The sequence below is a fragment of the Leptothrix sp. (in: b-proteobacteria) genome (assembly GCF_965250675.1).
GTDB lineage: Bacteria > Pseudomonadota > Gammaproteobacteria > Burkholderiales > Burkholderiaceae_C > Sphaerotilus.
This window is the reverse complement of the sequence record NZ_CBDFPH010000008.1, coordinates 780,016-802,199: the sequence shown is the minus strand read 5'-3', so window position 1 is coordinate 802,199 and position 22,184 is coordinate 780,016. Positions and strand designations below refer to the sequence as shown.

At 66.8% G+C, this 22,184-nt stretch carries 24 protein-coding genes and 1 tRNA gene; 12 read left to right on the top strand and 13 right to left on the bottom strand.

What is annotated here, in order from left to right:
• Positions 1 to 58: 58 nt before the first annotated feature.
• Genes AC5IG3_RS13125 through AC5IG3_RS13110 form a run of 4 tightly spaced genes read left to right on the top strand, consistent with a single transcriptional unit; the run spans position 59 to position 4,270 of the window.
• Positions 59 to 949: an NAD kinase gene (locus tag AC5IG3_RS13125; protein WP_491906724.1), complete on the top strand. Its 891-nt coding sequence runs from the start codon at positions 59 to 61 to the stop codon at positions 947 to 949.
• A gap of 24 nt (positions 950 to 973) precedes the next feature.
• Positions 974 to 2,710, top strand: a complete 1,737-nt coding sequence (recN, locus tag AC5IG3_RS13120) for a DNA repair protein RecN (protein WP_491906723.1) — start codon at positions 974 to 976, stop codon at positions 2,708 to 2,710.
• The gene (gene rapZ / locus AC5IG3_RS13115) at positions 2,682 to 3,614 is read left to right on the top strand and encodes an RNase adapter RapZ (RefSeq protein ID WP_491906722.1); all 933 of its coding nucleotides are present in this window, start codon (positions 2,682 to 2,684) and stop codon (positions 3,612 to 3,614) included. Before recN ends, rapZ begins: the two co-directional genes overlap by 29 nt.
• Positions 3,611 to 4,270: an LON peptidase substrate-binding domain-containing protein gene (locus AC5IG3_RS13110; protein WP_491906721.1), complete on the top strand. Its 660-nt coding sequence runs from the start codon at positions 3,611 to 3,613 to the stop codon at positions 4,268 to 4,270. The genes rapZ and AC5IG3_RS13110 overlap by 4 nt, the downstream gene beginning before the upstream one ends.
• A gap of 23 nt (positions 4,271 to 4,293) precedes the next feature.
• Here the strand turns inward: AC5IG3_RS13110 and mutY are convergent, their stop codons facing one another.
• From mutY to AC5IG3_RS13075, 7 genes are all read right to left on the bottom strand, one after another.
• The gene (gene mutY, locus AC5IG3_RS13105; protein WP_491906720.1) at positions 4,294 to 5,409 is read right to left on the bottom strand and encodes an A/G-specific adenine glycosylase; all 1,116 of its coding nucleotides are present in this window, start codon (positions 5,407 to 5,409) and stop codon (positions 4,294 to 4,296) included.
• Positions 5,410 to 6,068: 659 nt separating this feature from the next.
• Complete coding sequence (locus tag AC5IG3_RS13100) at positions 6,069 to 6,647, bottom strand: hypothetical protein (protein ID WP_491906719.1); 579 nt, start codon at positions 6,645 to 6,647, stop codon at positions 6,069 to 6,071.
• Positions 6,648 to 6,650: 3 nt separating this feature from the next.
• Positions 6,651 to 6,944, bottom strand: coding sequence for a hypothetical protein (locus AC5IG3_RS13095; RefSeq protein ID WP_491906718.1), 294 nt, complete (start codon positions 6,942 to 6,944; stop codon positions 6,651 to 6,653).
• Entirely contained in the window at positions 6,941 to 8,536 is a 1,596-nt protein-coding gene (locus AC5IG3_RS13090) for a YfjI family protein (RefSeq protein ID WP_491906717.1), read from the bottom strand. The genes AC5IG3_RS13095 and AC5IG3_RS13090 overlap by 4 nt, the downstream gene beginning before the upstream one ends.
• Positions 8,533 to 9,507, bottom strand: coding sequence for a DUF7146 domain-containing protein (locus tag AC5IG3_RS13085; protein ID WP_491906716.1), 975 nt, complete (start codon positions 9,505 to 9,507; stop codon positions 8,533 to 8,535). The genes AC5IG3_RS13090 and AC5IG3_RS13085 overlap by 4 nt, the downstream gene beginning before the upstream one ends.
• Positions 9,504 to 9,776, bottom strand: a complete 273-nt coding sequence (locus AC5IG3_RS13080; protein WP_491906715.1) for a hypothetical protein — start codon at positions 9,774 to 9,776, stop codon at positions 9,504 to 9,506. Before AC5IG3_RS13080 ends, AC5IG3_RS13085 begins: the two co-directional genes overlap by 4 nt.
• A gap of 9 nt (positions 9,777 to 9,785) precedes the next feature.
• Positions 9,786 to 9,896 (bottom strand): helix-turn-helix transcriptional regulator, encoded by a 111-nt coding sequence (locus tag AC5IG3_RS13075; RefSeq protein ID WP_491906795.1) that lies wholly within the window; start codon positions 9,894 to 9,896, stop codon positions 9,786 to 9,788.
• Between AC5IG3_RS13075 and AC5IG3_RS13070 the strand changes: the two genes are divergently transcribed.
• A complete protein-coding gene (locus AC5IG3_RS13070) occupies positions 9,855 to 10,025 on the top strand; it encodes a hypothetical protein (RefSeq protein WP_491906798.1) in 171 nt (56 codons plus the stop codon). The two genes, AC5IG3_RS13075 and AC5IG3_RS13070, sit on opposite strands and share 42 nt — an antisense overlap.
• 527 nt (positions 10,026 to 10,552) lie before the next feature.
• Here the strand turns inward: AC5IG3_RS13070 and AC5IG3_RS13065 are convergent.
• The 4 genes from AC5IG3_RS13065 to mutM all read right to left on the bottom strand — a co-directional run bounded on the left by AC5IG3_RS13065 (position 10,553) and on the right by mutM (position 15,427).
• A complete protein-coding gene (locus AC5IG3_RS13065; RefSeq protein ID WP_491906714.1) occupies positions 10,553 to 10,903 on the bottom strand; it encodes a hypothetical protein in 351 nt (116 codons plus the stop codon).
• A 102-nt stretch (positions 10,904 to 11,005) separates the two neighbouring features.
• On the bottom strand, positions 11,006 to 12,136 hold the full coding sequence (locus AC5IG3_RS13060; RefSeq protein ID WP_491906713.1) for a tyrosine-type recombinase/integrase: 1,131 nt from the start codon (positions 12,134 to 12,136) through the stop codon (positions 11,006 to 11,008).
• 203 nt (positions 12,137 to 12,339) lie between these two features.
• On the bottom strand, positions 12,340 to 14,496 hold the full coding sequence (locus tag AC5IG3_RS13055) for a dynamin family protein (RefSeq protein WP_491906712.1): 2,157 nt from the start codon (positions 14,494 to 14,496) through the stop codon (positions 12,340 to 12,342).
• 88 nt (positions 14,497 to 14,584) lie between these two features.
• Positions 14,585 to 15,427 (bottom strand): bifunctional DNA-formamidopyrimidine glycosylase/DNA-(apurinic or apyrimidinic site) lyase, encoded by an 843-nt coding sequence (gene mutM, locus AC5IG3_RS13050; RefSeq protein ID WP_491906711.1) that lies wholly within the window; start codon positions 15,425 to 15,427, stop codon positions 14,585 to 14,587.
• 70 nt (positions 15,428 to 15,497) lie between these two features.
• On the opposite strand from mutM, the gene AC5IG3_RS13045 reads away from it, so the two are divergent.
• From AC5IG3_RS13045 to pth, 7 genes are all read left to right on the top strand, one after another.
• Positions 15,498 to 17,360: a tetratricopeptide repeat protein gene (locus tag AC5IG3_RS13045; protein ID WP_491906710.1), complete on the top strand. Its 1,863-nt coding sequence runs from the start codon at positions 15,498 to 15,500 to the stop codon at positions 17,358 to 17,360.
• Positions 17,357 to 17,905 carry a lipoprotein insertase outer membrane protein LolB gene (locus AC5IG3_RS13040; RefSeq protein WP_491906709.1) on the top strand — a complete coding sequence of 183 codons (549 nt, stop codon included), beginning with the start codon at positions 17,357 to 17,359 and terminating at the stop codon, positions 17,903 to 17,905. The genes AC5IG3_RS13045 and AC5IG3_RS13040 overlap by 4 nt, the downstream gene beginning before the upstream one ends.
• Before the next feature lie 37 nt (positions 17,906 to 17,942).
• Positions 17,943 to 18,818 carry a 4-(cytidine 5'-diphospho)-2-C-methyl-D-erythritol kinase gene (gene ispE, locus AC5IG3_RS13035; protein WP_491906794.1) on the top strand — a complete coding sequence of 292 codons (876 nt, stop codon included), beginning with the start codon at positions 17,943 to 17,945 and terminating at the stop codon, positions 18,816 to 18,818.
• 60 nt (positions 18,819 to 18,878) lie between these two features.
• Positions 18,879 to 18,955 (top strand) — tRNA-Gln (locus AC5IG3_RS13030).
• A gap of 101 nt (positions 18,956 to 19,056) precedes the next feature.
• Entirely contained in the window at positions 19,057 to 20,019 is a 963-nt protein-coding gene (locus tag AC5IG3_RS13025) for a ribose-phosphate pyrophosphokinase (protein WP_491906708.1), read from the top strand.
• Positions 20,020 to 20,098: 79 nt separating this feature from the next.
• Positions 20,099 to 20,719: a 50S ribosomal protein L25/general stress protein Ctc gene (locus AC5IG3_RS13020; protein ID WP_491906707.1), complete on the top strand. Its 621-nt coding sequence runs from the start codon at positions 20,099 to 20,101 to the stop codon at positions 20,717 to 20,719.
• Positions 20,720 to 20,805: 86 nt separating this feature from the next.
• On the top strand, positions 20,806 to 21,453 hold the full coding sequence (gene pth, locus AC5IG3_RS13015) for an aminoacyl-tRNA hydrolase (RefSeq protein WP_491906706.1): 648 nt from the start codon (positions 20,806 to 20,808) through the stop codon (positions 21,451 to 21,453).
• On the opposite strand, the gene AC5IG3_RS13010 is transcribed toward pth, so the two are convergent.
• Both AC5IG3_RS13010 and coaD read right to left on the bottom strand, forming a co-directional pair.
• The gene (locus AC5IG3_RS13010) at positions 21,410 to 21,694 is read right to left on the bottom strand and encodes a YfhL family 4Fe-4S dicluster ferredoxin (RefSeq protein ID WP_491906793.1); all 285 of its coding nucleotides are present in this window, start codon (positions 21,692 to 21,694) and stop codon (positions 21,410 to 21,412) included. The two genes, pth and AC5IG3_RS13010, sit on opposite strands and share 44 nt — an antisense overlap.
• A complete protein-coding gene (coaD, locus tag AC5IG3_RS13005) occupies positions 21,691 to 22,182 on the bottom strand; it encodes a pantetheine-phosphate adenylyltransferase (protein WP_491906792.1) in 492 nt (163 codons plus the stop codon). Before coaD ends, AC5IG3_RS13010 begins: the two co-directional genes overlap by 4 nt.
• Positions 22,183 to 22,184: the final 2 nt, after the last annotated feature.

Below are 22,184 nucleotides of genomic sequence, written 5' to 3'. Positions count from 1 at the left end.
CCGATCGGGCGTGAATTGCGCCACGGTTGCGCCATATCGCTGTGGTGTAATTTCCTGCATGACCAGCCGTTTCCGCCACGCGGCGCTGGTGGGCAAATACCAGGCCCACGGCATGCGCCCGCTTCTAGAAGACATCGCCCACGTGCTGACGCGCCGCGGGCTGGAGGTGTCGGTGGAGGCCACCACCGCCTTGAACACCGGCATCACCGGCTACCCGGCACTGGAGGCCGATGAGCTGGGCCGCCAGTGCGACATCGCCATCGTGGTGGGCGGTGACGGCACCATGCTCGGCATTGCGCGCGACCTGGCCCGCTACGGCGTGCCGATGGTGGGCATCAACCAGGGCCGGCTGGGTTTCATCACCGATGTGCCGGTCGACGCCATGGCGCGCACGCTGAACGCGGTGCTGACGGGCGACTACGAGGAAGAACACCGCGCCATGCTCGAAGGCCGCGTGCTGCGCGACGGCGAGAGCATCTTCGAGGCCGTGGCCATGAACGACGTGGTGCTGCGCAGCGGTGCGACCGCGATGGTGGAGCTGCGGGTCGAGGTCGATGGCCAGTTCGTCGGCAACTTCCGCGCCGACGGGCTGATCCTGGCCTCGCCCACCGGCTCGACCGCGTACGCGCTGTCGGCGGGCGGGCCGATCCTGCACCCGGGCGTGGCCGGCCTGCTGATGGTGCCGATTGCGCCGCACATGCTCTCGAACCGGCCGATCGTGCTGCCGGACTCGGGCGAGGTCAGCATCCGCGTCGTCTCCGGGCGCGAGCCGGTGGTCAACTTCGACATGCAGTCGTTTGCCAGCCTGGTGCATGGCGACTGCATCAGCGTGCGGCGCTCGGCGCACCGGGTGCGCTTTTTGCACCCGCCCGGCTGGAACTACTACGCCACGCTGCGGCGCAAGCTGCACTGGAATGAAGGCGCGGTGTCCGGTGACAGCCCGTCCTGAAATCAGCCCTGAATCCTGTGAGCCATGCTGAAACGACTCTCGCTGCGTGACTTCGTCATCGTGACCACGCTCGAAGTGGAACTCGATGCCGGCTTCACCGTCCTGACCGGTGAGACCGGCGCGGGCAAATCGATCCTGATCGACGCGCTGCAACTCGCGCTCGGCGGCCGGGGCGATGCCGGCGTGGTGCGCGAAGGCGCCGCCCGCGCCGAAATCAGCGCCGAATTCGACGCCCTGCCGCCCAGCTTTCCCGCCTGGCTCGACGAGGCCGGCTTTGCGCCCAACGACACCCTGCTGCTGCGCCGCACCGTTGACGCGCAGGGCAAGAGCCGCGCCTGGATCAACGGCAGCAGCGCCACCATGGCGCAGGTCAAGGAGCTGGGCGAGCAGCTGGTCGACATCCACGGCCAGCACGCCTGGCAGAGCCTGACGCGGCCGGCCTCGGTGCGTGCGCTGCTCGACGCCTACGCCGGCCTGGACACCAGCGCGCTGGCGCAGGCCTGGGGCGCCTGGCGCGAACGACAGGCGCAGCTGGTGGCGGCGCAGCAGCGCGGCGGCGAGCTGGAGCGCGAACGCGAACGGCTGGCCTGGCAGATCGGCGAGCTGGCCAAGCTCACGCCCGGCGAGCACGAATGGCCCGAACTCAACGCCGAGCACCAGCGGCTGGCGCACGCACAAGCCATCATCGATGCCAGCCAGCAGGCGCTCGATGCGCTGAGCGAGGCCGAAATCAGCGCCAGCGGTCTGACCGACCACGCCATTGCCGCGCTGGGTGCCGTTGCCAGTTTTGATCCGACGCTGGCCGGCGTGCTGGAAGTGCTGCAAAGCGCCCAGGCGCAGCTGGCCGACGCAGCCCACAGCCTGAACGCCGGCCTGCGCCGCACGGAGCTGGAGCCCGAGCGGCTGGCCGAACTCGACCAGCGCCTGTCGGCCTGGATGAGCCTGGCGCGCCGCTACCGCCGCCAGCCCGAAGACCTGCCGGCGACGCTGGCGGGCTGGAAAGAAGAGTTGCGCGCGCTTGACGCGGCCACCGACCTCGACAGCCTGCACGCTGCCGCCCACGCCGCGCTGCAGACCTTCGAGCACGAGGCCGCGCAGGTCAGCGCCGCGCGCCAGGCTGCTGCGCCGCAACTGGCGCTGGCCGTGACGGCGGCGATGCAGCAGCTCGGCATGGCCGGCGGGCGTTTCGAGATCGCGCTCGAACCTGTGGCCGAGCCGCAGGCGCACGGGCGCGAATCGGCTGAATTCCTGGTTGCCGGCCACGCCGGCAGCACGCCGCGCCCGCTGGGCAAGGTGGCGTCGGGCGGCGAGCTGTCGCGCATTGCGCTCGCCATTGCCGTGACGACCAGCCAGGTGCGGCTGGCGCAGGGTGCGGCCAGCGGCACGCTGATCTTCGACGAGGTCGATTCCGGTGTCGGCGGCGCAGTGGCCGAAACCGTCGGCCGGCTGATGCAGCGCCTGGGTCACGACCGCCAGGTGCTGGCCGTCACCCATCTGGCGCAGGTGGCCGCGTGCGCCGACCAGCATCTGGTCGTCAGCAAGGCCAGCAGCGCCAGCGGCGTGCACAGCGACATCCACATGGTCAAGGCCGAGGCGCGGGTCAGCGAGATCGCCCGCATGCTCGGCGGCCAGCAACTCTCGGGCGCCAGCCTGGCGCATGCGCGCGAAATGCTGGCCGCCACCCCCCACGAACATCCGTCCAAACCTCTGCACGAGCCCAAGAACAGCCCCCATGACCGCCATCCAACACCTCGCCACTGAGCCCCAGGCTGCCACGCTCGCCATGGAACCGGTGGTGCTGATCTCGGGCATCTCGGGCTCGGGCAAGTCCGTGGCGCTCAATGCGCTCGAAGACGCCGGCTACTTCTGCGTCGACAACCTGCCCCCCGAGCTGCTGCGCGAATTTCTGCGGCTGCAGCGCGCCGCCGGCGTGCGCCGCATTGCCGTGGCCACCGACGTGCGCAACGCCAACGCCCTGCCGCTGCTGCTGCCACTGGCTGAAGCGCTGCGGCGCGAAGGCACGCCAGTGCTGACGCTGTTCCTGGAGTCGCGCACCGAGACGCTGGTGCGGCGCTTCTCCGAGACGCGCCGCCGCCATCCGCTGTCGGCGCAGGAAGGGCCAAAGGGCGCGTCGCGCTCGGCGCTGATCGACGCGATCGAGCAGGAACGCGGCCTGCTGAGCGACCTGCGCGAGGCCAGCACCGTGATCGACACCAGCGACCTGCGCCCGGCGCAGCTGCGCAGCTGGGTGCGGCAGCTGGTGGGCGCGGCGCATTCGACGCTGACGCTGGTGTTCGAGTCGTTTGCCTTCAAGCATGGCGTGCCGCGCGACGCCGACATGGTGTTCGACCTGCGCGTGCTGCCCAACCCGCATTACGTCAAGGAACTGCGGCCGCTCAACGGCCGTGACGCCGGCGTGATCGAGTTCCTGCAGGCGCAGCCCGAGGTGGGCGAGATGCTGGCGCAGATCGAGACCTTCCTGACCCGCTGGCTGCCCAGCTTCGACCAGGACCAGCGCAGCTACCTGACGGTGGCGGTGGGCTGCACCGGCGGCCAGCACCGCTCGGTCTATTGCGCCGAGCAGCTGGCGCAGCGCTTCCGCGAGCGCATTCCGACGCTGGTGCGACACCGCGAAATCGAGGCCAAGGAGGCCGACGCATCATGACCACCCCCGGCGCGACCCTCACCCCGGGCGCGCTGCTGCGCGACCTGCCGCTGTTTCCGCTCGGCACCGTGCTGTTTCCGCAAGGGCTGCTGGCGCTGCGGGTGTTCGAGGCGCGCTACCTCGACATGGTCAGCCACTGCCTGCGCCACGACGCGCTGTTCGGCGTGGTGACGCTGATCCAGGGCAACGAGACGCGCTCATCGACCGCTTCAAGTGCGAAGGAAAGCGCACGCTTCGAGACCCAAGGCTGCCTGGCGCGCATCCGCAGTTGCGACAGCGACCAGCCCGGCATCCTGCAGATCGACTGCGTCGGCACGCACCGCTTCGAGCTAAGCGAGCCACGCCAGCAAGCCGATGGCCTGTGGCAGGCCCAGGCGCTGGTGCTGGAAGACGACATGCCCACCGCGCTGACGCCCGAACTGCAGGCCAGCGCCGCCGCGCTGCAGCAGGCCATGGCGACGCTGGAGACGCAGGGTCATCAGCCCTTCATGGCACCGTATCAGCTCGATGACGCCGGCTGGGTCGCCAACCGCTGGTGCGAGATCCTGCCGATTCCGCTGCCCACCCGCCACAAGCTGATGGCGCTGCCCGACCCGCTGACGCGGCTGCAACTGGTGGACGGCTTTCTGCGCCGCCACGGCATTCTTTCGGACTGAGCGCCCAGGCCGAGAAGGCCGGATCAGCCCGCGTCCAGCAGCTTGCGCAGCGGCGCGGGCAGGCCCACATCGGCCAGTTCGGCGCGGCGCCACCAGCGGCCGGCGCCCAGGATCGGCTCCAGTTGCGCCGGAGCGCAGTGACGGTTGAGCGCGGTGCCGTCAGCGGGGTCCGCCAGATCGCCTTCAGCGGCCAGCAAGGCCGGCGCGTCCAGCTCGACGCGCAGCGGGTGCAACGTCCAGTCCAGGTGCGTCAGCACGTGCAGAAAGCCGGGCCGCTGCGTCAGCGCCGCCGGGCCGGGCTGCCAGACACCCGCCAGCGCCAGCGCCGCCTGCTGCGCAGCATCGGCCGAATCGAACAGCGGCAGGCTCCACAAGCCGGCCCAGATGCCGGTGTCCGCGCGGCGCTGCAGCCAGACCGCGTCGCCGGCCACCAGCCAGAGCAGCCAGTTTTCGCGCTGCTGGCGCTTGAGCTTGCGGGTGCGCACGGGGTAGGCCTCGGGCCGGTCGGTGCGGCGTGCGGCGCAGCGCGCCTGCATGGGGCAGAGCAGGCATTGCGGCGAGCGCGTGGTGCAGACCGTGGCGCCCAGGTCCATCAAACCCTGGGTGTAGGCGGGCATGTCCTGGGCGTCTTCGGGCAGCAGGTCGGTCGCCAGATCCCACAGGCGGCGCTCCTGCGCGGCTTGCGCTAGGTCGCCATCAAAAGCGAGCACACGGGTCAGCACGCGCTTGACGTTGCCGTCGAGGATGGCGACGCGCTCATCGAAGCAGAACGACGCAATCGCCGCTGCGGTGGAGCGGCCGATGCCTGGCAGCTGCACCAGTCCGTCGGCGCGGCGCGGAAAGTGGCCGCCGTGGTCGCGCACCACGGCCTGCGCGCAGCGGTGCAGGTTGCGCGCCCGGCTGTAGTAGCCCAGCCCGGCCCAGAGCGCGAGCACGTCGTCGGACGAGGCCGCCGCCAGGCTCGCCACGTCAGGAAACCGCGTCAGGAATCGTTCGTAATAGCCCAGCACGGTCGCGACCTGGGTCTGCTGCAGCATGATTTCCGACAGCCAGACCCGGTACGGATCACGGCTGCCTTGCCACGGCAAGGTATGGCGGCCATGGCTGCGCTGCCAGCGCACTAATTCTGTAGCAAACATGGGCGTTTCAATGAAAGTGCTCACCAACTTGTTTTGTCATTTTTTTGCTCGTACGGATTCTGTACGGATTTCGTCTTTCAATTGTGCCCTTGCGGCTTGATGATCTCGACCGCTCCCAAGCCCAGCGATCAGCACTAGCCGTTCAAACACTTGTTCTAACGCTCGGTCGATCACGACATGTCGGGACTTCTGCTCACGCTTGAGCGGAAGCCGATGCAGGCCCGCCGCGTTATTCCCGCGTTGTTATCGCGCAGGTGTCGCGGATCGACGCAGCGGTGCCGGATGGTTTTCGCTTGGTTTTAATAACCGCTCCTACGTCTTGGGGAGTGGGTGCCGGCAGTCTGGTGATGCCCACGGCCCGGTGGTCAACCTGACCACGCCTTGCTGCGCACCTCTGGTTTCCTGAGGTTTCGCACTTCTTCTCACAGTGCCATTCACGCCGGGTTTCCGAACAATCGAAACACCTGATGGTGCGAAAAGTACGGGGCGTTTCTCCGCAAACTCCGCACCCAGCCGCCCAACGAGACAAGCCCCGTGCATCGCTGCGCCGGGGCTTGTGAGTGACTGCCAACTTTTTTGTCCCGGCTTAGGACAACGGTTCTACATGAACGGTATCCAGTTTTCAACGCTGGCGACTTGCGAACGGCCCCCGGGGGGTGTCACATCAGCCTCCCAGCCACCACAGGACGCACGCACAGGCCCGAATCTTCCATCTGGTCAACCAAGCCCATCAGGTCATCAGGATCAGCGTCCAGCGCCTCGGCGATGGCGTCCAGGCTGAAGAGTGGCGCGCCGTCCTTGTCGTGGTGCGTGGCAGTCGGCAAGTGAATCCCGCACTCGACCAGCGCGTTGTCGATGTAGCCAGGGTCTGCCAGGTTGACGGCGTGGATCACGGCCAGCATGGCGCGCGGGTCTTCGTCGCCGTGCAAGTCCATCAGCCGGCGGGCCTCGGCAAAGGCGGCTAGCTGCTGGCGCTGCTGTGCGGCCAGTGCAGCCGACCAGCGATCCAGCAGGGTCAGCACCTCCTCTGCATCGTCGGCGGTCATCTCGGCATCAGGACGCACGGCAGCGAGTACGGCGTCACGCTCGGCAGCGCGGCCCGCATCAGGCGACAGCGCCGCCAGCAAGTCGGCAGCGGCCCGCAGGTCGAAGGGGTAGTTGCGCAACTCGCCGGCCAGAGCAGTGGCTGCGGCGTTCACCAGATCAGTGGTGGCGGGGTTGAAGTCGTGGTTGGTCATGTGTCAGTCCTTGTTGCTCGGCATGTAGGCGGGACAGGTGCGGCCGTGCCCCTTCATCAGATCGCACCAGACAGGCAGGCTCTTGTCTGCAAGCCCGGCAGCGACCGGCTCCAGGCAGGTGCGAGACCGGCTCATGCGCTGGCATCGGTCACACGTTTGCTCATCGTTTTTTCCGGGAACCCCTCCACCCCCCACCCCCGAAACCCCCAAAAGTGGGGTTTCGGGTGTTTTGGGGGTGCTGCCTCGGGGGTTGTTCTGAAAATCGTGCAGTCTCTTCAGCCATTTGTTGCTGCTCATGACGCTGCCTCCAAGGCTCTGGGGTTGATCGTGTAGCGGGTCGTCGGCCGGCCTGTTTCGCCTTCGGTCTCGATGCCGACGACGTGCCCGAACTCTTCCAAGATGCCGAGCGCGGTGTCGGCCTGGGCAGCGTTCGACAGGCCCGACCATCCTTTCTTCCACACATCGCGGGCGGTGAACTGATCGGCGAGCTTGCCGGCGGCGATGCGGCGAGCCAGCAGTGCAGCGGCATCCATGCGGCCGTGCTCGGCGAGCGAGTACACGCGGCGGGCGTGCCCTTCCAGGTAGTCGCACCACGCAGCAGCGCGCAGGGCCATGTCTTCCTGCACGTCGCCGATGCGGCCGTAGGCCAGATGCAGCACCAGCGCGAGCGAACAGAACAGCCGGTCGAACTTGCCGAGATGCTGACGCAGCAGCGGGTCTGACTCCCTGGGGATGCGCGACAGGTTCAGCTCTGCCGACCACTCGGCGAACACGTCGCGGGCCTCGGGCGAGAACTTGAACGCGGGGATCGGGTTGAAGTCGTCGGCCGGCGTGGCGCCATCCTGCACGGGGTCGAAGGCGGCGAGCCGGTCGAACACGTCGCGCACGAACTCGCGGGTGCCTTCGGCCGGGTAGCGGTCCACCCACTGCCAGGGCTTCGCGTCGGGGTAGACCAGCACCTGAAAGCGAGCCAGGAAGCCGTCCTGCTCCATGCTCTGCGATGCGCCCATCATGTAGCGCGTCAGCGGGCCGGGCTGGATGCCACCGAACACGCTCAGGCAGAAGGGTGACACCACGATAGAGCCGCGCCCGATGCGATCCACAGGGAACGACGCGGTGCCGTTGTAGCCCTCCAGATAGAACGCCTTGTCGCCTCGGTTCATCTCGTTGTCGAGACTGGCGAGCCAGCCGGCCAGCTCGTCGCGGAACACCAGGATGCCCGCCCCCTTGGGGTTGTCTGCCAGCAGCGCGCCGAGCTTCGCCGTGGTCGCGTCAGCCGTGCGATAGCGGCGCATCCTGGGTTCTTCTGGTGCCTCCAGCCCCGACAGATCAGAGATGGCGGCGCGCATCTTCAGGTCGTCGCCGTTGCCGCTCGCGGCCTTCTTCATCGTCGCCTTGATGGCGGTCTGTTGCGCCTCGAATGCGGCCACCTCGGCGCCATGCACCTTCTGCAACTCGGCGTGCAACTCCGACTCGCGGGCCTCCAGTCGCTCGATATAGCGCAGCACAGCGCCAGCGGCCGGCGTCTTGCGTGCGCTCGGCTCTCCGACGATGCCGCCGAACAGATTGGCGGGAATGCACCACGAGTCGCGGGCCTTGGGCTTGACGACGCAGCGCGCACCGATGACAGCGCCGAGCGACACCAGCAGCGAAGCGGCCACGTAGTCGGGCGGTGCGCTCATGCGGTCGGCCTCATCCATCACGAATGCACCCAGCGGGCCGGGCAGCAGCGCCTCGGCGTCGAACTCGGGGACGGGCAGCAACTCGGCGCGGATCTCACGGGGGGCCGGCCACTGGTGTGTGGTGCCCTCGGCGGCGGGCGGGCGCACGATCTCGGCGGCCTTGAATCGTGCGGTCATGATCTCTTGCTCGGTCAGGGCTGCGCTCATGCGGCCTCCTTCAGTTCGTCGTTGAGGTCGGCGCCATCGTGGGCAGCCGAGACCAAAGCCACCGTGCATCCAGCAGCGGCCCAGCGTGCGGCGCACTCGCTCGCAGCAGTGCGGCCGGCGGGGTCGTTGTCCTGGGCGATCACCAGCGCCTCGATACCGGGCAGCACAGGGAACGTGCGCAGGTTGCCGGCGTCGATCAGGCTCCAGGCGGGCTGATAGGCGTGGGCCAGTGACAGCACGCTCTCGACGCCTTCGCCGATGCACAGGCCCGTGGTGACGGCTTCGTCAGGCCACAGACGGATCACGCCGCCGGCCTTGCGGTGTCCACCCAGCAGCAGGCGGGCCGGGCCGGGCAGGTTCGCCGGCTTGGTGCCGTCCGCACAGATGAACGTGGTGTGCAGGCTGATCGGCGCGCCGGTCACAGCGTCCGTCACCAGCGCCAGCAGTGCCGGGCCGGTGTAGTCGCCGAGCGGGTGCTTCCGTGCAGCGGTGAACCTCAGATCACCGTCAGCCGGCGGGACGACGCAGCGGCGAGCCTTCAGGTACTGCTCGCCGATGGTGTCGGCCAGTGGGTGGGACTCAGCCCAGACCCGGCGGCCGTACTCGCTCAGGGTTTCGTGCAGGGCGTGGGCAGGCTCCACAGGGCGCAGTGCTAGCGCTGGTGCCTGACGTACCGGGCGTGGCGCGTCAGTGGTTTGGCGGGGCATCCACCCAGCTTTGCGGGCCTCATGAAACAGCGTGCCGGCCTTGATGCCGCCATCGGCCCGGATGCCACGCCACGCAGTCATCACGTCGCGCTCGCTGTCGAAGTTCGGGGCCGATGCGCTCCAGGCGAGAACGTCATCGAACTGCAGTTCGGCGGCCTTGGCTGCAGCCAGCAGGCGCACCCATTGCCGGCGGTCTGCGCCTGGGTCGCAGTGCTGCAGCGCGTCGAATGCATCGGCAGCGGTGTAGTCGCGGCGGGGCGTCATGCGAGCACCTCCACGCACAGCCACGACAAGGCAATCACCGCCGCTGCAGCGTGCGCGCCACTGAGCAAGTTCAGCAGCACGACGCCACAGAAGAAGGTGCGGTCAGCCGCCAGGAAGCGCATCAGCGCCCGCTTGACCGTCACGGCCTGGGTGCGAAAATCGGGCTTGTTGTTGATTTGCTTGAAGCCCTCGGTGCCGCCAGTGCCGGGGGTTTCGTTTCTTGTGGGCAGGCTAGCGCCCGGCCCGAAGGCCGATGAATTCATCTTCATGGCGTCCCCTTAGACCGCGCTGCAGCGGCTATTGATCCAGGCATCAACCAGGTCAGACGGCCATGCGACCGCTCGACCGTGGAGATTGACGCCAGCGGGGAACTGGCCTTTTGCGATCAGCGCGTAGAGGCTGGATTTGCACAAACCGGTGCGCTGTTCGACAGCCTCACGGCGAAGGAGCGACCGGGTGGTCTGGGCGGATTGGATGTGTTCGACGTGTTGCGTCATTGGGGGGTCTTTCTTGACTGAAGTCAGGGAAGCCCCGCGCAATGCGTAGGTGCAACGAAAATCCAGCGAAGTCCATCAGGTGCTGCAAGCGTACTTACAGCAATTGATAACTCGGGGTACAGTTCGCTTGAGGTTCTCGATCTCAAGCAACAGACTCCGAAAAACTTCCCTTTCTTCTGTTGCCCTGAAGGCCCACCGTTCCAAGGCGGTGGGCCTTCTTGCATCTTGCGGTGCGGTTTTGCCGGTTTCCTGCGGGTTGGACTCGGATAAGCCTTAGGGTTCCGGCGTGGAAATAGTAATCGGTGAGAACAGGGGTTTGATACTCATCAATCACTAGCCCTAGTGCCTAGGCATCGCAAATTCGCTGTCTATGGTGTGTGGCGACCATGGCAAAACGGGCTTAAAAGACCAAAGCGGGCTTCAGTGGACAACACTGGCAATCCGCAAGGATGAAAAAGACTATCAAACTTCCATCCTTCATAGAAAAAATGTCTGATGAATCCGGGCTGATACGGATGGTGTCACCGTCGATCTGGTGAATCGAGTCGTCAGCTCGGCAAAGCCGCATCGCGTAGTGAGTTCTCCAGCTCTTGCGCCTGAGCCTCGTATTCACAGACCAGACTGCTGGTGACGCGCAGCAGGTCATCCAACAACTCATAACCGCACTCGAGGTGCGGATTGCGGATGGCGTCGCACGCCTTGCTCAACGTGTCCTCGAACGTGGGATCAATCCGTGCCCGGTCTTCCAGGGCGGCAAGCACTCGCCGGCTGTCCGCAAAGTTGCGAGCGACGCGCAGTAGGGGTGCCAGTTCGTTGGCGATGTTGGCGTGCAGGTTGGCGGCTTTGTCGCGTGCGCTGCTCAAGTGGGCGGCGGCGGGGGATACAGTTTCGGTAGCCATGATGTGCGTGTCCTTCAGGTTGCACGTTGTGGTCGGGGTCACAGGCTGGTGGAACAGCTTGCGGCCCCACTTGTGCCGGAAACCGTCCGGCGGCGGGTTCATTCACAGCATCGCCACCAGATCAAGCCGCGCGCGGTTCTTGTCGTGGCGCAGGTGCCCATAGTGCTTGTCGATCATTGCGGTACTGGTGCCCGCCAGCTTGGCGACGATGAACACATCCATGCCGCCCGCGATCAGTTCAGAAATAGCCGTGTGCCGGATCGTGTAGAGCACCACATCGCCCGGCAGGCCGGCAGACAACACCGCCTGCTTGATGCGATCCTTCCAGGCATCCCTGTGCCAGCGGTTGCCGTAGGCGTCGCACAGCAGCGGTGCGGCGGGGAGCTTGTCGCGGCTCTGCAGCTTGAGGAAGTTCACGGCCTCGGTTGATAGCGTCACCTCTCGCGTGCCTGTCTTGCCCGTCAGTTGCAGCGTACCGGCTCTGGCGTTGAACGCACTCACGTCCGCGCTGGCGATCTCGCCAGGGCGTGCGCCGGTTAGCAGCAGCGTCGTCACCAGTGCCCGCAGGTCGTCGCCGTCGCAGTGCTGAATCAGCGCGGTGCGTTCTTCCAGGTGCAGGAACCGCCCGCGCCGCTTGCCGACGCCGGCGTAAGCCGTGACGGTCTTCCAGCCGGCGTCCGTGGCGACAAGTCGATCCTTGAGCGCCAGATTCAGCGCGGCCTTGAGCGTGTTCAGGTTGCGGTTTGCCGAGTCCTTCGACTTGCGCAAGTCTTCTTCGTCGCCGTCGTCGTCTAGTTGGTCGTCCATCCACTTCTTCACGGTGGTGGTGCGCAACTTGTCGAGCACCTGCCCGCCTAGTGCATGGCCGTACACCAGCCGCTTGAATCGGCCCTCGGCATCGCTGGCGCTGGCTGCACCCTTCTGCGTGCGCTGGTGGGTCACGTAGGCCCTGCATGCCTCCTCTACGGTCACTGCCTTGTGCGTGGCCCCGTAGCCGACAGCCTGCCCCCAATCCCGAACGAGCTTCACAGCTTCATCGAAGGTTGCGACCGCGCCGAATGAGCGGTTGAGGTATTTCCCGGCCCCTTCATGGCGCCTGCCGATCCACGTCCCTTCACCAGACGCAAGCGACCGGAAACCAACGGCTAGACCTTCATCTACTCGCGCCCAATAGGGTTCACGGCGTGGTGCGAGCTTGGATCGTGAGTTCTTGCTTTTCAGGTCTGCAGCCATCGATTTAGCTCCGTACGGATTCTGTACGGATGCATTCTATGGCCGACTATGGACAATCTTGGACAACAAACACAGCTAAATCAACAGCTTGCAACACGCGCCGGACAACCTTAGACCCTAATTCCTGCCTTGCCACGGCAAGGTATGGCGGCCATGGCTGCGCTGCCAGCGCACCAGGTCCAGCGCAAACGGGGCGCCCGGCATCAGGCCTGAGCCGCGCGCGGAGCGTCGTCTTGCAGATCCACGTCGAGGGGGGCGTTGTCGGCAGCGGGCACCACGGCTTCAGCCTGAACCGGCAGGGAGACCGCGTCGCTGACCGGCAGGACAGGCAGAACCGGCAGCAGCACGGGCGGCGGCACCGGCAGCGCAACAGGCAGCACCCGGTTTTCCAGCACCGGCAGCGTCGCGGCGGTCAGCTCGCGCTGGGTGGCGGCGCGGCGGGTGTCCTCGAACAGCGTGGTCAGGCGGGCGTCAATGGCGGACAGGCGGGCTTCCTGCTGTTCCAGCTCGCCCAGGCGGACTTCGAGTTCGGTGGACGCGCTCTGGATGCGCTCGAGCGCCTCGCGGCGGCGCTTGAAGGCGCGGCGGCGCTCGCGCAGCTGGCCGTCGACCTGCGCGGAGGCGGTGCGGTTCCACAGCTCGATCTCGCTGGCAGCGCTCTCGAACACCACGCGCAGGCGCGACATCAGCATGCGGCGGAACTGCTCCAGGAATCGCGGCTGCGACAGCCGCAGCGCCTGGCTCAGGCCGAGGTACTGGACGTAGTTGCGCTCGATCAGCGCCATATCATCGCGAAAGCGCGACAGGTCGGGCGTGCTGGTGGCCGTGAGCGCAAAGCCGAACTCGGTGTTGAGCCGGCCGAACGACGCGGCCAGCATGTCGCGGATGTCCTGGCTGCGCTTGCTGGCCTCGTCGAGCAGGCGGCGCAGGTCGGTGAAGAGCTGCGCGTACGAGCGCTTGGCGCCAAGCTTGAGGAAGGACTCGCGGATGGAGCCGATCATCTGATCGACCTGCTGCTTGAGCGGCTCGCCCGACAGGCCCAGCAGCGCCTCTTTCAGCATGCGGGTGTGCACGCTGCGCAGCGCCTGCAGCTGGCTGGTGGACAGCTCGAATTCGGTGGTCTCGGCCGCCACGCGCTGCAGGAAGACCTGCACCTTGCTGCTGTTCTTGCCGCGCAGGCTGCGCAACTCCAGCAGCTGCTCGGTCAGGTGGCGGCGCAGGTCGTGCATGCTGGCGAGCGTCTGCTGCTGCACCACGCCCAGCGCGTCGAGCGTGAGCTGCTCGAACACCGCGCGGCGCTGCGGCAGCAGCTGCTGCGCCAGCGCCTGCTCCAGCGCCAGCAGGCGGCTGTCGGCCAGCAGGCGGGCGTTGCCTTCGACGCGCGCCTCCAGCGCCTGGCGCGCCGAGATCGGGAACACCCGTGAGCTCGGCATGTCCAGTGTCTTGGCCACCTGCTCGCACTGGTGGGTGATCTGCGCCTCGCTGACCTCGGGCGGCGACAGCGGGTCGTAGAGCGCATCGATCTTGTTGAGCACCACGTAGCGCGTCAGCGACTGCGAGGCAAGGTGATCGCGCCAGATGGTCAGGTCGGACTTGGTCACGCCGGTATCGGCGCCCAGCACGAACACCACGACGTGGGCGCTGGGCAGCAGACCCACCGTCAGCTCGGGTTCGGCGCCGATGGCGTTGAGTCCGGGCGTGTCGAGCACCACCAGCCCGCGCTTGAGCAGCGGGTGCGGCACGTTGATGAGCGCGTGGCGCCAGAACGGCACCTCGACCTGGCCGTTGTCGTCGACGGGCGGGTTGTCGGCGCTGTCCTCGTCGTTCCAGAAACCCAGCGCGCGGGCTTCGTCGACGCTGGTCTGGCGCGTCTCCATCACGGCGGTCAGGCCGCGCGCAAAGGCTTCGGGGTCGGTGACGTCGATCTCGCGGCGTACCCAGGCGCGGGGCTGCTGGCGCAGGTCGGCCAGCGACGCGCCTTCCAGGCGGGTTTCGATCGGCAGCAGGGCCAGGCCGGGCGGCTCGTCGGCATCCCAGCCGAGTTCGACCGGGCACATCGTGGTGCGGCCGGGCGAGGCCGGCATGATGCGGCGGCCGGCGTCGGCAAAGAAGATGGCGTTGATCAGCTCGGACTTGCCGCGCGAGAACTCGGCCACGAAGGCGACCACCAGTTTTTCGCCCGCCAGGCGCTGGCGCAGCGAGTCGAGCATGGCGTGCGCGGCTTCATCGAGCAGGCCGTGCTCGCGCAGGAAACCGACCAGATCGCGCACCCGTGCTTCGAGGTTGACGCGCCAGCCACCCATGGCGTCCAGGCTGCGGACAAAGGGTTCGTTGGGCGTGTCGGTCTGGTGCTCGTTCATCGCATTCCCTGCAAGCCACACGGGCATTCATGTGTCAATTCATGGTAGCGCAGGCCTTACGCGCTCATCGTCGGATAACCGGCACCGATCAGGCGCTTTGGCAGCGACTGCAGTAATAAGTGGCACGCTGGCCCTGCACGAGGCGCGCGATGGGGTGGCCGCAGACGCGGCAGGGCTGGCCGGCGCGGTCGTAGACCATGGCACTCAGCTGGAAGGCGCCGCTCAGGCCGTGCGCATCGCGGAAATCGCGCAGCGTGGTGCCGCCCGCATCCAGCGCCGCCTGCAGCACCTGGCGCACCGCCTGCACCAGCCGGCGGCAGCGCAGCAGCCCCAGCTGGCCGGCGGGCAACTGCGGGTCGATGCCGGCGGCGAACAAGGCCTCGGAGCAGTAGATGTTGCCCACGCCCACCACCGCATCGCCCGCCAGGAGCGCCTGCTTGATGGCCACGCGCCGGCCGGCCAGGCACTGGTGCAGGTGCTCGGCGGTGAAGGCGTCGCTCAGCGGCTCGACCCCCAGCCGGGCCAGCAGGCTGCGCGCTGGGTCGGCGGCCAGGTCGGGCGACCAGACCACGGCACCGAAACGGCGTGGATCAGTCAGGCGCAACACGCCCCGGTCGGTGTGCAGCTCGAAGTGGTCGTGCGCGCCGCGTGGCGCCAGCGTGGCATCGAAGCGCAGCGAGCCCGACATGCCCAGGTGCAGCAACAGGCCGGCGCTGCCGTCCCCGGCATCGTCCCGGTCCGCGTGCAGCGGCAGCCAGATGTACTTGCCGCGCCGGGCGAGGTGGCCGACGCGGGTGCCGAGCAGCCGCTCGGGCGGCACGCCCAACGGCCAGCGCAGCGGCTTGCCCACGAAGACATCTTGAACGCGGGCGTCTTCAATGCGATCGACCAGACTGCGGCGGGTGATTTCGACTTCGGGCAATTCAGGCATGGCGCGATTATCCGCAGCCCCCCGGGCCTTAAATACCGCCGCCTAGAATCAATTGATGGTTGGAGTGAACATGAAGCTTTTGTGTGACCCGAGGTCCACCGCAGCGCCCCACGCGCTGCATCGCCAGCCGCACTGGCGCATGAACCTGGGTGCCGGGGCTGTTCTGCTGGCAGCCAGCCTGGGGTTGACGCCCGCCCAGGCGCAGTCCGCGCCCAAGGCCGTGATCAAGATGGCAGCGGCGGCACCCTCTTCGGTGCGCAATTCCGCGATGGACGCCGAGCTGTTCTATCAGTTGCTGGTGAGCGAGCTGGAGTTGCGCCAGGGTGAGGCCGGCATCGCCTATCAGGTGATGCTGGACGCCGCCCGCCGCGCCCGCGAGGATCCGCTGTTCAAGCGGGCGGTGGACATCGCCATCGGCGCCCGGTCGGCCGATCAGGCGGTGGGCGCGCTCAAGGCCTGGCGCAGCAGCCTGCCGCGTTCGCGCCAGGCCGCCGAGGTGCAAGCCCAGGTGCTGATGGCGCTGGGCCGCCCGACCGAGGCACAGGAGCCGCTGCGCACGCTGATCGAGCTGACGCCGGCAGCCGAGCGGCCGGGCATCATCTCGGCCCTGCCCCGGCTGGTCGTGCCAGGCGCGCAGGCCGCAGCAGCCGCCACGGTGGTCGACGAGGTTCTCAAGCCCTGGCAGGACCAGCCCGCCACCCGCCTGAGCGCGTTGCTGGCCGCCGGGCGGGTCTGGGCCGCAGCGGGTGACACGTCCCGCAGCCTGAGGTTCGCCACCGACGCACAACGATTCGACCCGACCGCCGAAGGCGCCGCCCTGCTGGGGCTGGAGCTGTGGGGCCAGGATCCGCGCGCCGAAACGCTGGCACGCATCTACCTGCAAGGCCCGCAAGCCGTCACGCCGATCCGGCTGGCCTACGCGCGGCGCCTGACCTCCTCGCAGCGCTACCCCGAAGCGATGGCCGTGGTGCACTCGATCACCTCGACCGAAACGGACTTTGCCCCCGCCTGGCTGATGCAGGGTGCACTGCAGATCGAGCTCGGCCAGCCCGCTGCGGCGCAGGAGTCCTTGCAGCGCTACCTGAGCCTGGCCCAGGCCGGCACCGCGACGGCCGAAGACGAAGAGGACGACAGCACCGCCGCCGCGCACCAGGCCGCCGAGGCGCTGGAGTTCAACCAGGCCTACCTGATGCTGTCGCAGGCCGCCGAGCAGCTCAAGGACTTCGAAGGCGCACAGCGCTGGCTGGAAAAGCTCGGCGAAGCCCAGAGCGCGCCGATGGTGGTGCTGCGCCGGGCCAATCTGCTAGCGCGCCAGAACAGGCTGCCCGAAGCGCTGGCGCTGGTGCGCGCGCTGCCCGAGCGCAACCCCGACGAGTCGCGCGCCAAGATCATGGGCGAGACCCAGCTGCTGCGCGACGCACGCCAGTGGCAGCAGGCCTACACCCTGCTGCAGGCGGCCAATTTGCGCCTCCCCAACGACCCGGACCTGCTCTACGAACAGGCCCTGCTGGCCGACAAGCTGCAGCGCTATGACGAGATGGAGCGGCTGCTGCGCCGCGTCATCGAGATCAAGCCCGACCAGCAGCACGCCTACAACGCCCTCGGCTACAGCCTGGCAGAGCGCAATCTGCAGCTGCCGCAGGCGCGGGAGCTGGTGCTCAAGGCCATGGCACTGGCCCCCGGCGACCCCTTCATCACCGACAGCATGGCGTGGGTGGAATTCCGCCAGGGCCGCCGCGAGGAAGCGCTGGCGCTGCTGCAGAAGGCCTATGCGCTGCGTCCTGACGTGGAGATTGGCGCACATCTGGGCGAGGTGCTCTGGTCGCTGGGACGCCAGGACGAGGCCCGGCGCATCTGGCAGATCGCGCACGACCGTGACGCCACCAACGAGGTGCTGACCGAAACGCTGACGCGTCTGAAGGTGCGCCTTTGAGACTGGCTGACCGCACCACCCGCCTCATCAGTCTGATGGCCATGCTGGCGCTGATGGCACTGGTGGCGGCCTGCCAGAGCCTGCCCCCGGTGGTGCCCGGCGCGCTCTGGGCAGGTCGGCTGGCGGTGCAGGTCGAGGGCGATGCGCAGCGCTCGTTCTCGGCCAGCTTCGAGTTGCAGGGCAGCCGCCAGGCCGGCCGCATGCTGCTGACCGGCCCGCTGGGCAACCAGATCGGGCAGGCGCAGTGGAGCGCCGGCCGGGTCGAACTGCTGACCAGCGACGGCACGCGGCGCTACCCGGACATGGACGCACTGACCGACGACCTGCTGGGCGAGGCCGTGCCGGTGCTGGCGCTGTTCGACTGGCTGGCCGGCCAGCCCGCATCCGATGCGTCGCATCAAAGCAGCTCGGATGAAGCTGCGCCGGGGTTTGACCAGTACGGCTGGGCTGTCTCGCTGGCACGCCAGCCTCAGGGCTTGATCGTGGCGACCCGGGCGCAGCCTGCGCCGCGCGTGACAGTACGCGTCAAGCTCGACCAGCCCTGAGTTCTCACCTCGTTTCACGCACGACACCGACATGTCCCTGACCGCTCTCTACGACCTGCCCGCTCCGGCCAAGCTCAACCTGTTCCTGCATGTGGTGGGACGCCGGGCCGATGGCTATCACCTGCTGGAGTCGGTGTTTCAGATGATCGACTGGTGCGACACCCTGCATCTGGAAGTGCGCCGCGACGGCCAGCTCTCACGCACCGACCTCGGCCCGGCACTGCCCGCCGATGACCTGTGCCTGCGCGCCGCACGCGCGCTGCAGGCGGCCAGCGGCACGTCGCTGGGCGTGCACATCAGTATCGACAAGCAGGTGCCCTGGGGCGCGGGGCTGGGCGGCGGTAGCTCGGACGCCGCGACCACCTTGCTGGGCTTGAACCGGCTCTGGGCGCTGAACTGGCCCCGGCAAAAGCTGCTGGACATTGCGCTGACGCTGGGGGCCGATGTGCCCTTCTTCGTCGGTGGCCGCAACGCCTGGGTGTCCGGCATTGGCGAGCAACTGCAGCCGCTGGACCTGCCGCCAGCGGCCTTCGTGGTACTCAAACCCGATGTCAGTCTGCCGACTGCGCAGATATTTTCGAGCCCCCTCTTGTCAAGATCAACTCCGCTGGCTACACTAGCGGACTTTCTTGCAGAGACTAATTCCTTCGGGAAGTTTTTTGGGAAGAACGACTTGGAACCTTGCGCAACAGCGCAGAGCACTGAAGTCGGGCAAGCACTGAATTTTTTGGCACAGCATGTGGGACCGGCCCGCATGACCGGATCAGGAAGCGCAGTGTTCTCAAGATTCGAAGAAGTTGCCGATGCAAAAAAATCACCTGATGAAATGCAGCAAGTCTTGGCGACATTGCCGCAAACCTGGGTGATACGAAAATGTCTGGCTTTGCCTGAACATCCGCTGATCAACTTTTGACAGCGCATCAGACAAGACAGAGCACAAGTTGCAGGTTGTCTCGACAGAGTCAACCGGTGTAGGGGAGTCGCCAAGTTGGTCAAGGCATCGGATTTTGATTCCGACATGCGAGGGTTCGAGTCCTTCCTCCCCTGCCAAACCACACACATGCGCCCGCCGGCTTCCGGCGAGGCGCTTGTTTTTTGTTGATGCGCTGAATTCAGTTCATGCATTCAGTGCGCTCAAGAAGGCACCGAACATGTTGGCTGACACCGTCCTCTTCACTTGCAACGCCAACCCGGCGCTTGCACAAGAAATCGCTGCCGATCTGGGCATTGAACTCGGTCACGCCAGCGTAGGCCGCTTCTCAGACGGAGAAGTCACCGTCGAGATCCAGCAGAACGTCCGCGCTCGTGACGTGTTCGTGGTGCAGCCGACGTGCGCACCGACCAACGAGCACCTGATGGAACTGTTGCTGATGGTGGACGCGCTCAAGCGCGCCTCGGCCCGTCGCATCACCGCCGTCATCCCCTACTACGGCTACGCCCGGCAGGACCGCCGCCCGCGTTCGACGCGGGTGCCGATCAGCGCCAAGGTGGTGGCCAACATGCTCGAAGCCGCTGGCGTCAACCGCGTGCTGACCATGGACTTGCACGCCGACCAGATCCAGGGCTTCTTCGACATCCCGGTCGACAACATCTACGCGTCGCCGGTGCTGTTGTCCGACCTGCAGGGCAAGCGCTACACCGACCTGGTGGTGGTGTCGCCTGACGTCGGTGGCGTGGTCCGCGCCCGTGCGCTGGCCAAGCAATTGGGCTGCGACCTGGCCATCATCGACAAGCGTCGTCCGAAAGCCAACGTGTCCGAGGTGATGCACATCATCGGCGAGATCGACGGCCGCAACTGCGTGATCATGGACGACATGATCGACACCGCCGGCACGCTGGTCAAAGCCGCCGAGGTGCTCAAGGAGCGCGGCGCCAAGAGCGTCTACGCCTACTGCACGCACGCCGTGTTCTCGGGCCCGGCGCTGGAGCGCATCAAGAACTCGGCGCTCGACGAAGTCGTCATCACCAACACCATTCCGCTGCGCGGCGAATTGCGCGAGAGCCCGAAGATCCGCCAGCTCTCGGTCGCCTTCCTGTTCGCAGAAACCATTCGCCGCATCTCGGACGGCGAATCAGTGACCTCGCTTTTCTCGGAACAGAACAACAACTTCTGATCCGTGACAGGCTGGACCGATGGTCGGTCCAGCACTTTCAGGTGCCTGGTCGCGGGTGCCTTCCTATTTGGAGAATGACATGAAATTTGCTGCAAACGCGCGTGAGCTGCAGGGGACCGGAGCGAGCCGCCGCCTGCGTCATGCGGGCAAGGTGCCCGGTATCGTCTACGGCGGTGCTGGCAAGCCCGTCCAGATCGAGATCGATCACAACTCGATCTACCACGCACTGAAGAAGGAAGTCTTCCATTCGTCCGTGCTGGAAATGGACCTGGACGGCCAGAGCGAGAAGGTGGTTCTGCGCGCCCTGCAAATGCACGCTTTCAAGCTGCAAGTGCTGCATGTGGACTTCCAGCGCGTCGACGCCACCACCCGCCTGCGCAAGAAGGTGCCCCTGCACTTCATCAACGAAGCCGAATCGCAGGCCGTCAAGATCGACAAGGGCACGATCAACCACGTGGTCAGCGAACTCGAGATCGAGTGCCTGGCACAGCAGCTGCCCGAGTTCCTGACGGTGGATCTGGGTGGCCTGCTGACGGGTCAGTCGCTGCACGTCAACGACCTGAAGCTCGACGCTGGCGTCAAGGTCCTGACCCACGGCCGCAAGAACCCGGTGATCGCCACCGTGGTGCCGTTCGTCGAGGAAGAGATCATCGTGGCAGCGGTTGTTGCTGCACCGGTCAAGGGCAAGAAGAAGAAGTAATCGGCCTCCAGCGCCCTTTGCTTCACCGAACCCCGCCCTCTGGCGGGGTTTTTCATTTGTCAGCGCCGCAATGAAGAGCTGAAACGATGATCCGTCTGTTTGTCGGCCTGGGAAATCCCGGCCCGGAATACGAAGCCACCCGGCACAACGTCGGCTTCTGGTGGGTGGATGCGCTGGCGCGCCGCCTCAACTGCACGCTGCAGCCCGAGCGCAGCTACCACGGTCTGGTGGCACGCACGCAGCGCAGCGGCGAGTCGGTCTGGCTGCTGCAGCCCATGACCTACATGAATCTCTCCGGCAAGTCGGTAGCGGCGCTGGCGCGCTTCTTCAAGATCGAGCCGTCGCAGATCCTGGTCGTGCACGATGAGCTCGACCTGCTGCCCGGCCAGATGAAGCTCAAGCAGGGCGGCAGCGCCGCCGGGCACAACGGCATCAAGGACATCCAGGCTCAGCTGGGCGGCACCGATTTCTGGCGCCTGAGGCTGGGCATCGGCCATCCGGGCGTGCGCGCTGAAGTGGCCAATTACGTGTTGCGCAAGCCGCCAGCGGCCGAGCGCGATGCGATCGAAGACTGTCTGAGCCGCTCACTGGAGGCAGTGGACACGCTGCTGGCCGGTGACATGGCACGCGCCGTGACGCTGATCCACGCCCAGCCGCAGCGGCCCAAGCCGCCGAAGCCGGCGGTGCTGCCTAAGCCGCCGGAGCCGCCTGCGCCGTCAGACGCTGGTACTTGAGCAGCAACTGCTCGGGCGTCTCGCGGTGCGCGGGGCTCACGGGGATGCATTCGACCGGGCAGACCTGCACGCACTGCGGCTCACCGAAGTGGCCGACGCATTCGGTGCAGCGCGCCGGGTCGATGAGGTAGTAGTCCGGGCCCATCGAGATAGCCTGGTTGGGGCATTCGGGCTCGCACACATCGCAGTTGATGCATTCATCGGTGATCATCAGTGCCATGGGGGACTTTCTGCCGTTCAGGTCGGTTTGACGCGCCGCTTGAGGCGGTTGAGCACCAAAGGCGACACGAACTTGGACACATCGCCACCGAGCGTGGCGATCTCGCGCACGAAGGTGCCGCTGATGAACTGGTACTGGTCGCTCGGGGTAAGGAACAGCGTCTCGACCTCGGGCATCAGCTGGCGGTTCATGCCTGCCATTTGAAATTCGTATTCGAAGTCACTGACCGCGCGCAGTCCGCGCACGACCACCTTGCCGCCGTGGCCAACCACGAAATCGCGCAGCAGGCCGCTGAAGGCGACCACCTCGACGTTAGGGTGGCTGGCGGCCAGTTCCTTGGCGATCTCCAGGCGCTCTTCGACGCTGAACATGGTGCGCTTGTGGTGGCCGGCAGCAACGGCCACGATCAGGCGGCTGAACAACCGGCTGGCGCGGCGCATCAGATCCTGATGCCCGAGCGTCATGGGATCGAAAGTGCCGGGATAGACGGCCGTGAGTTCCTGAATCATCG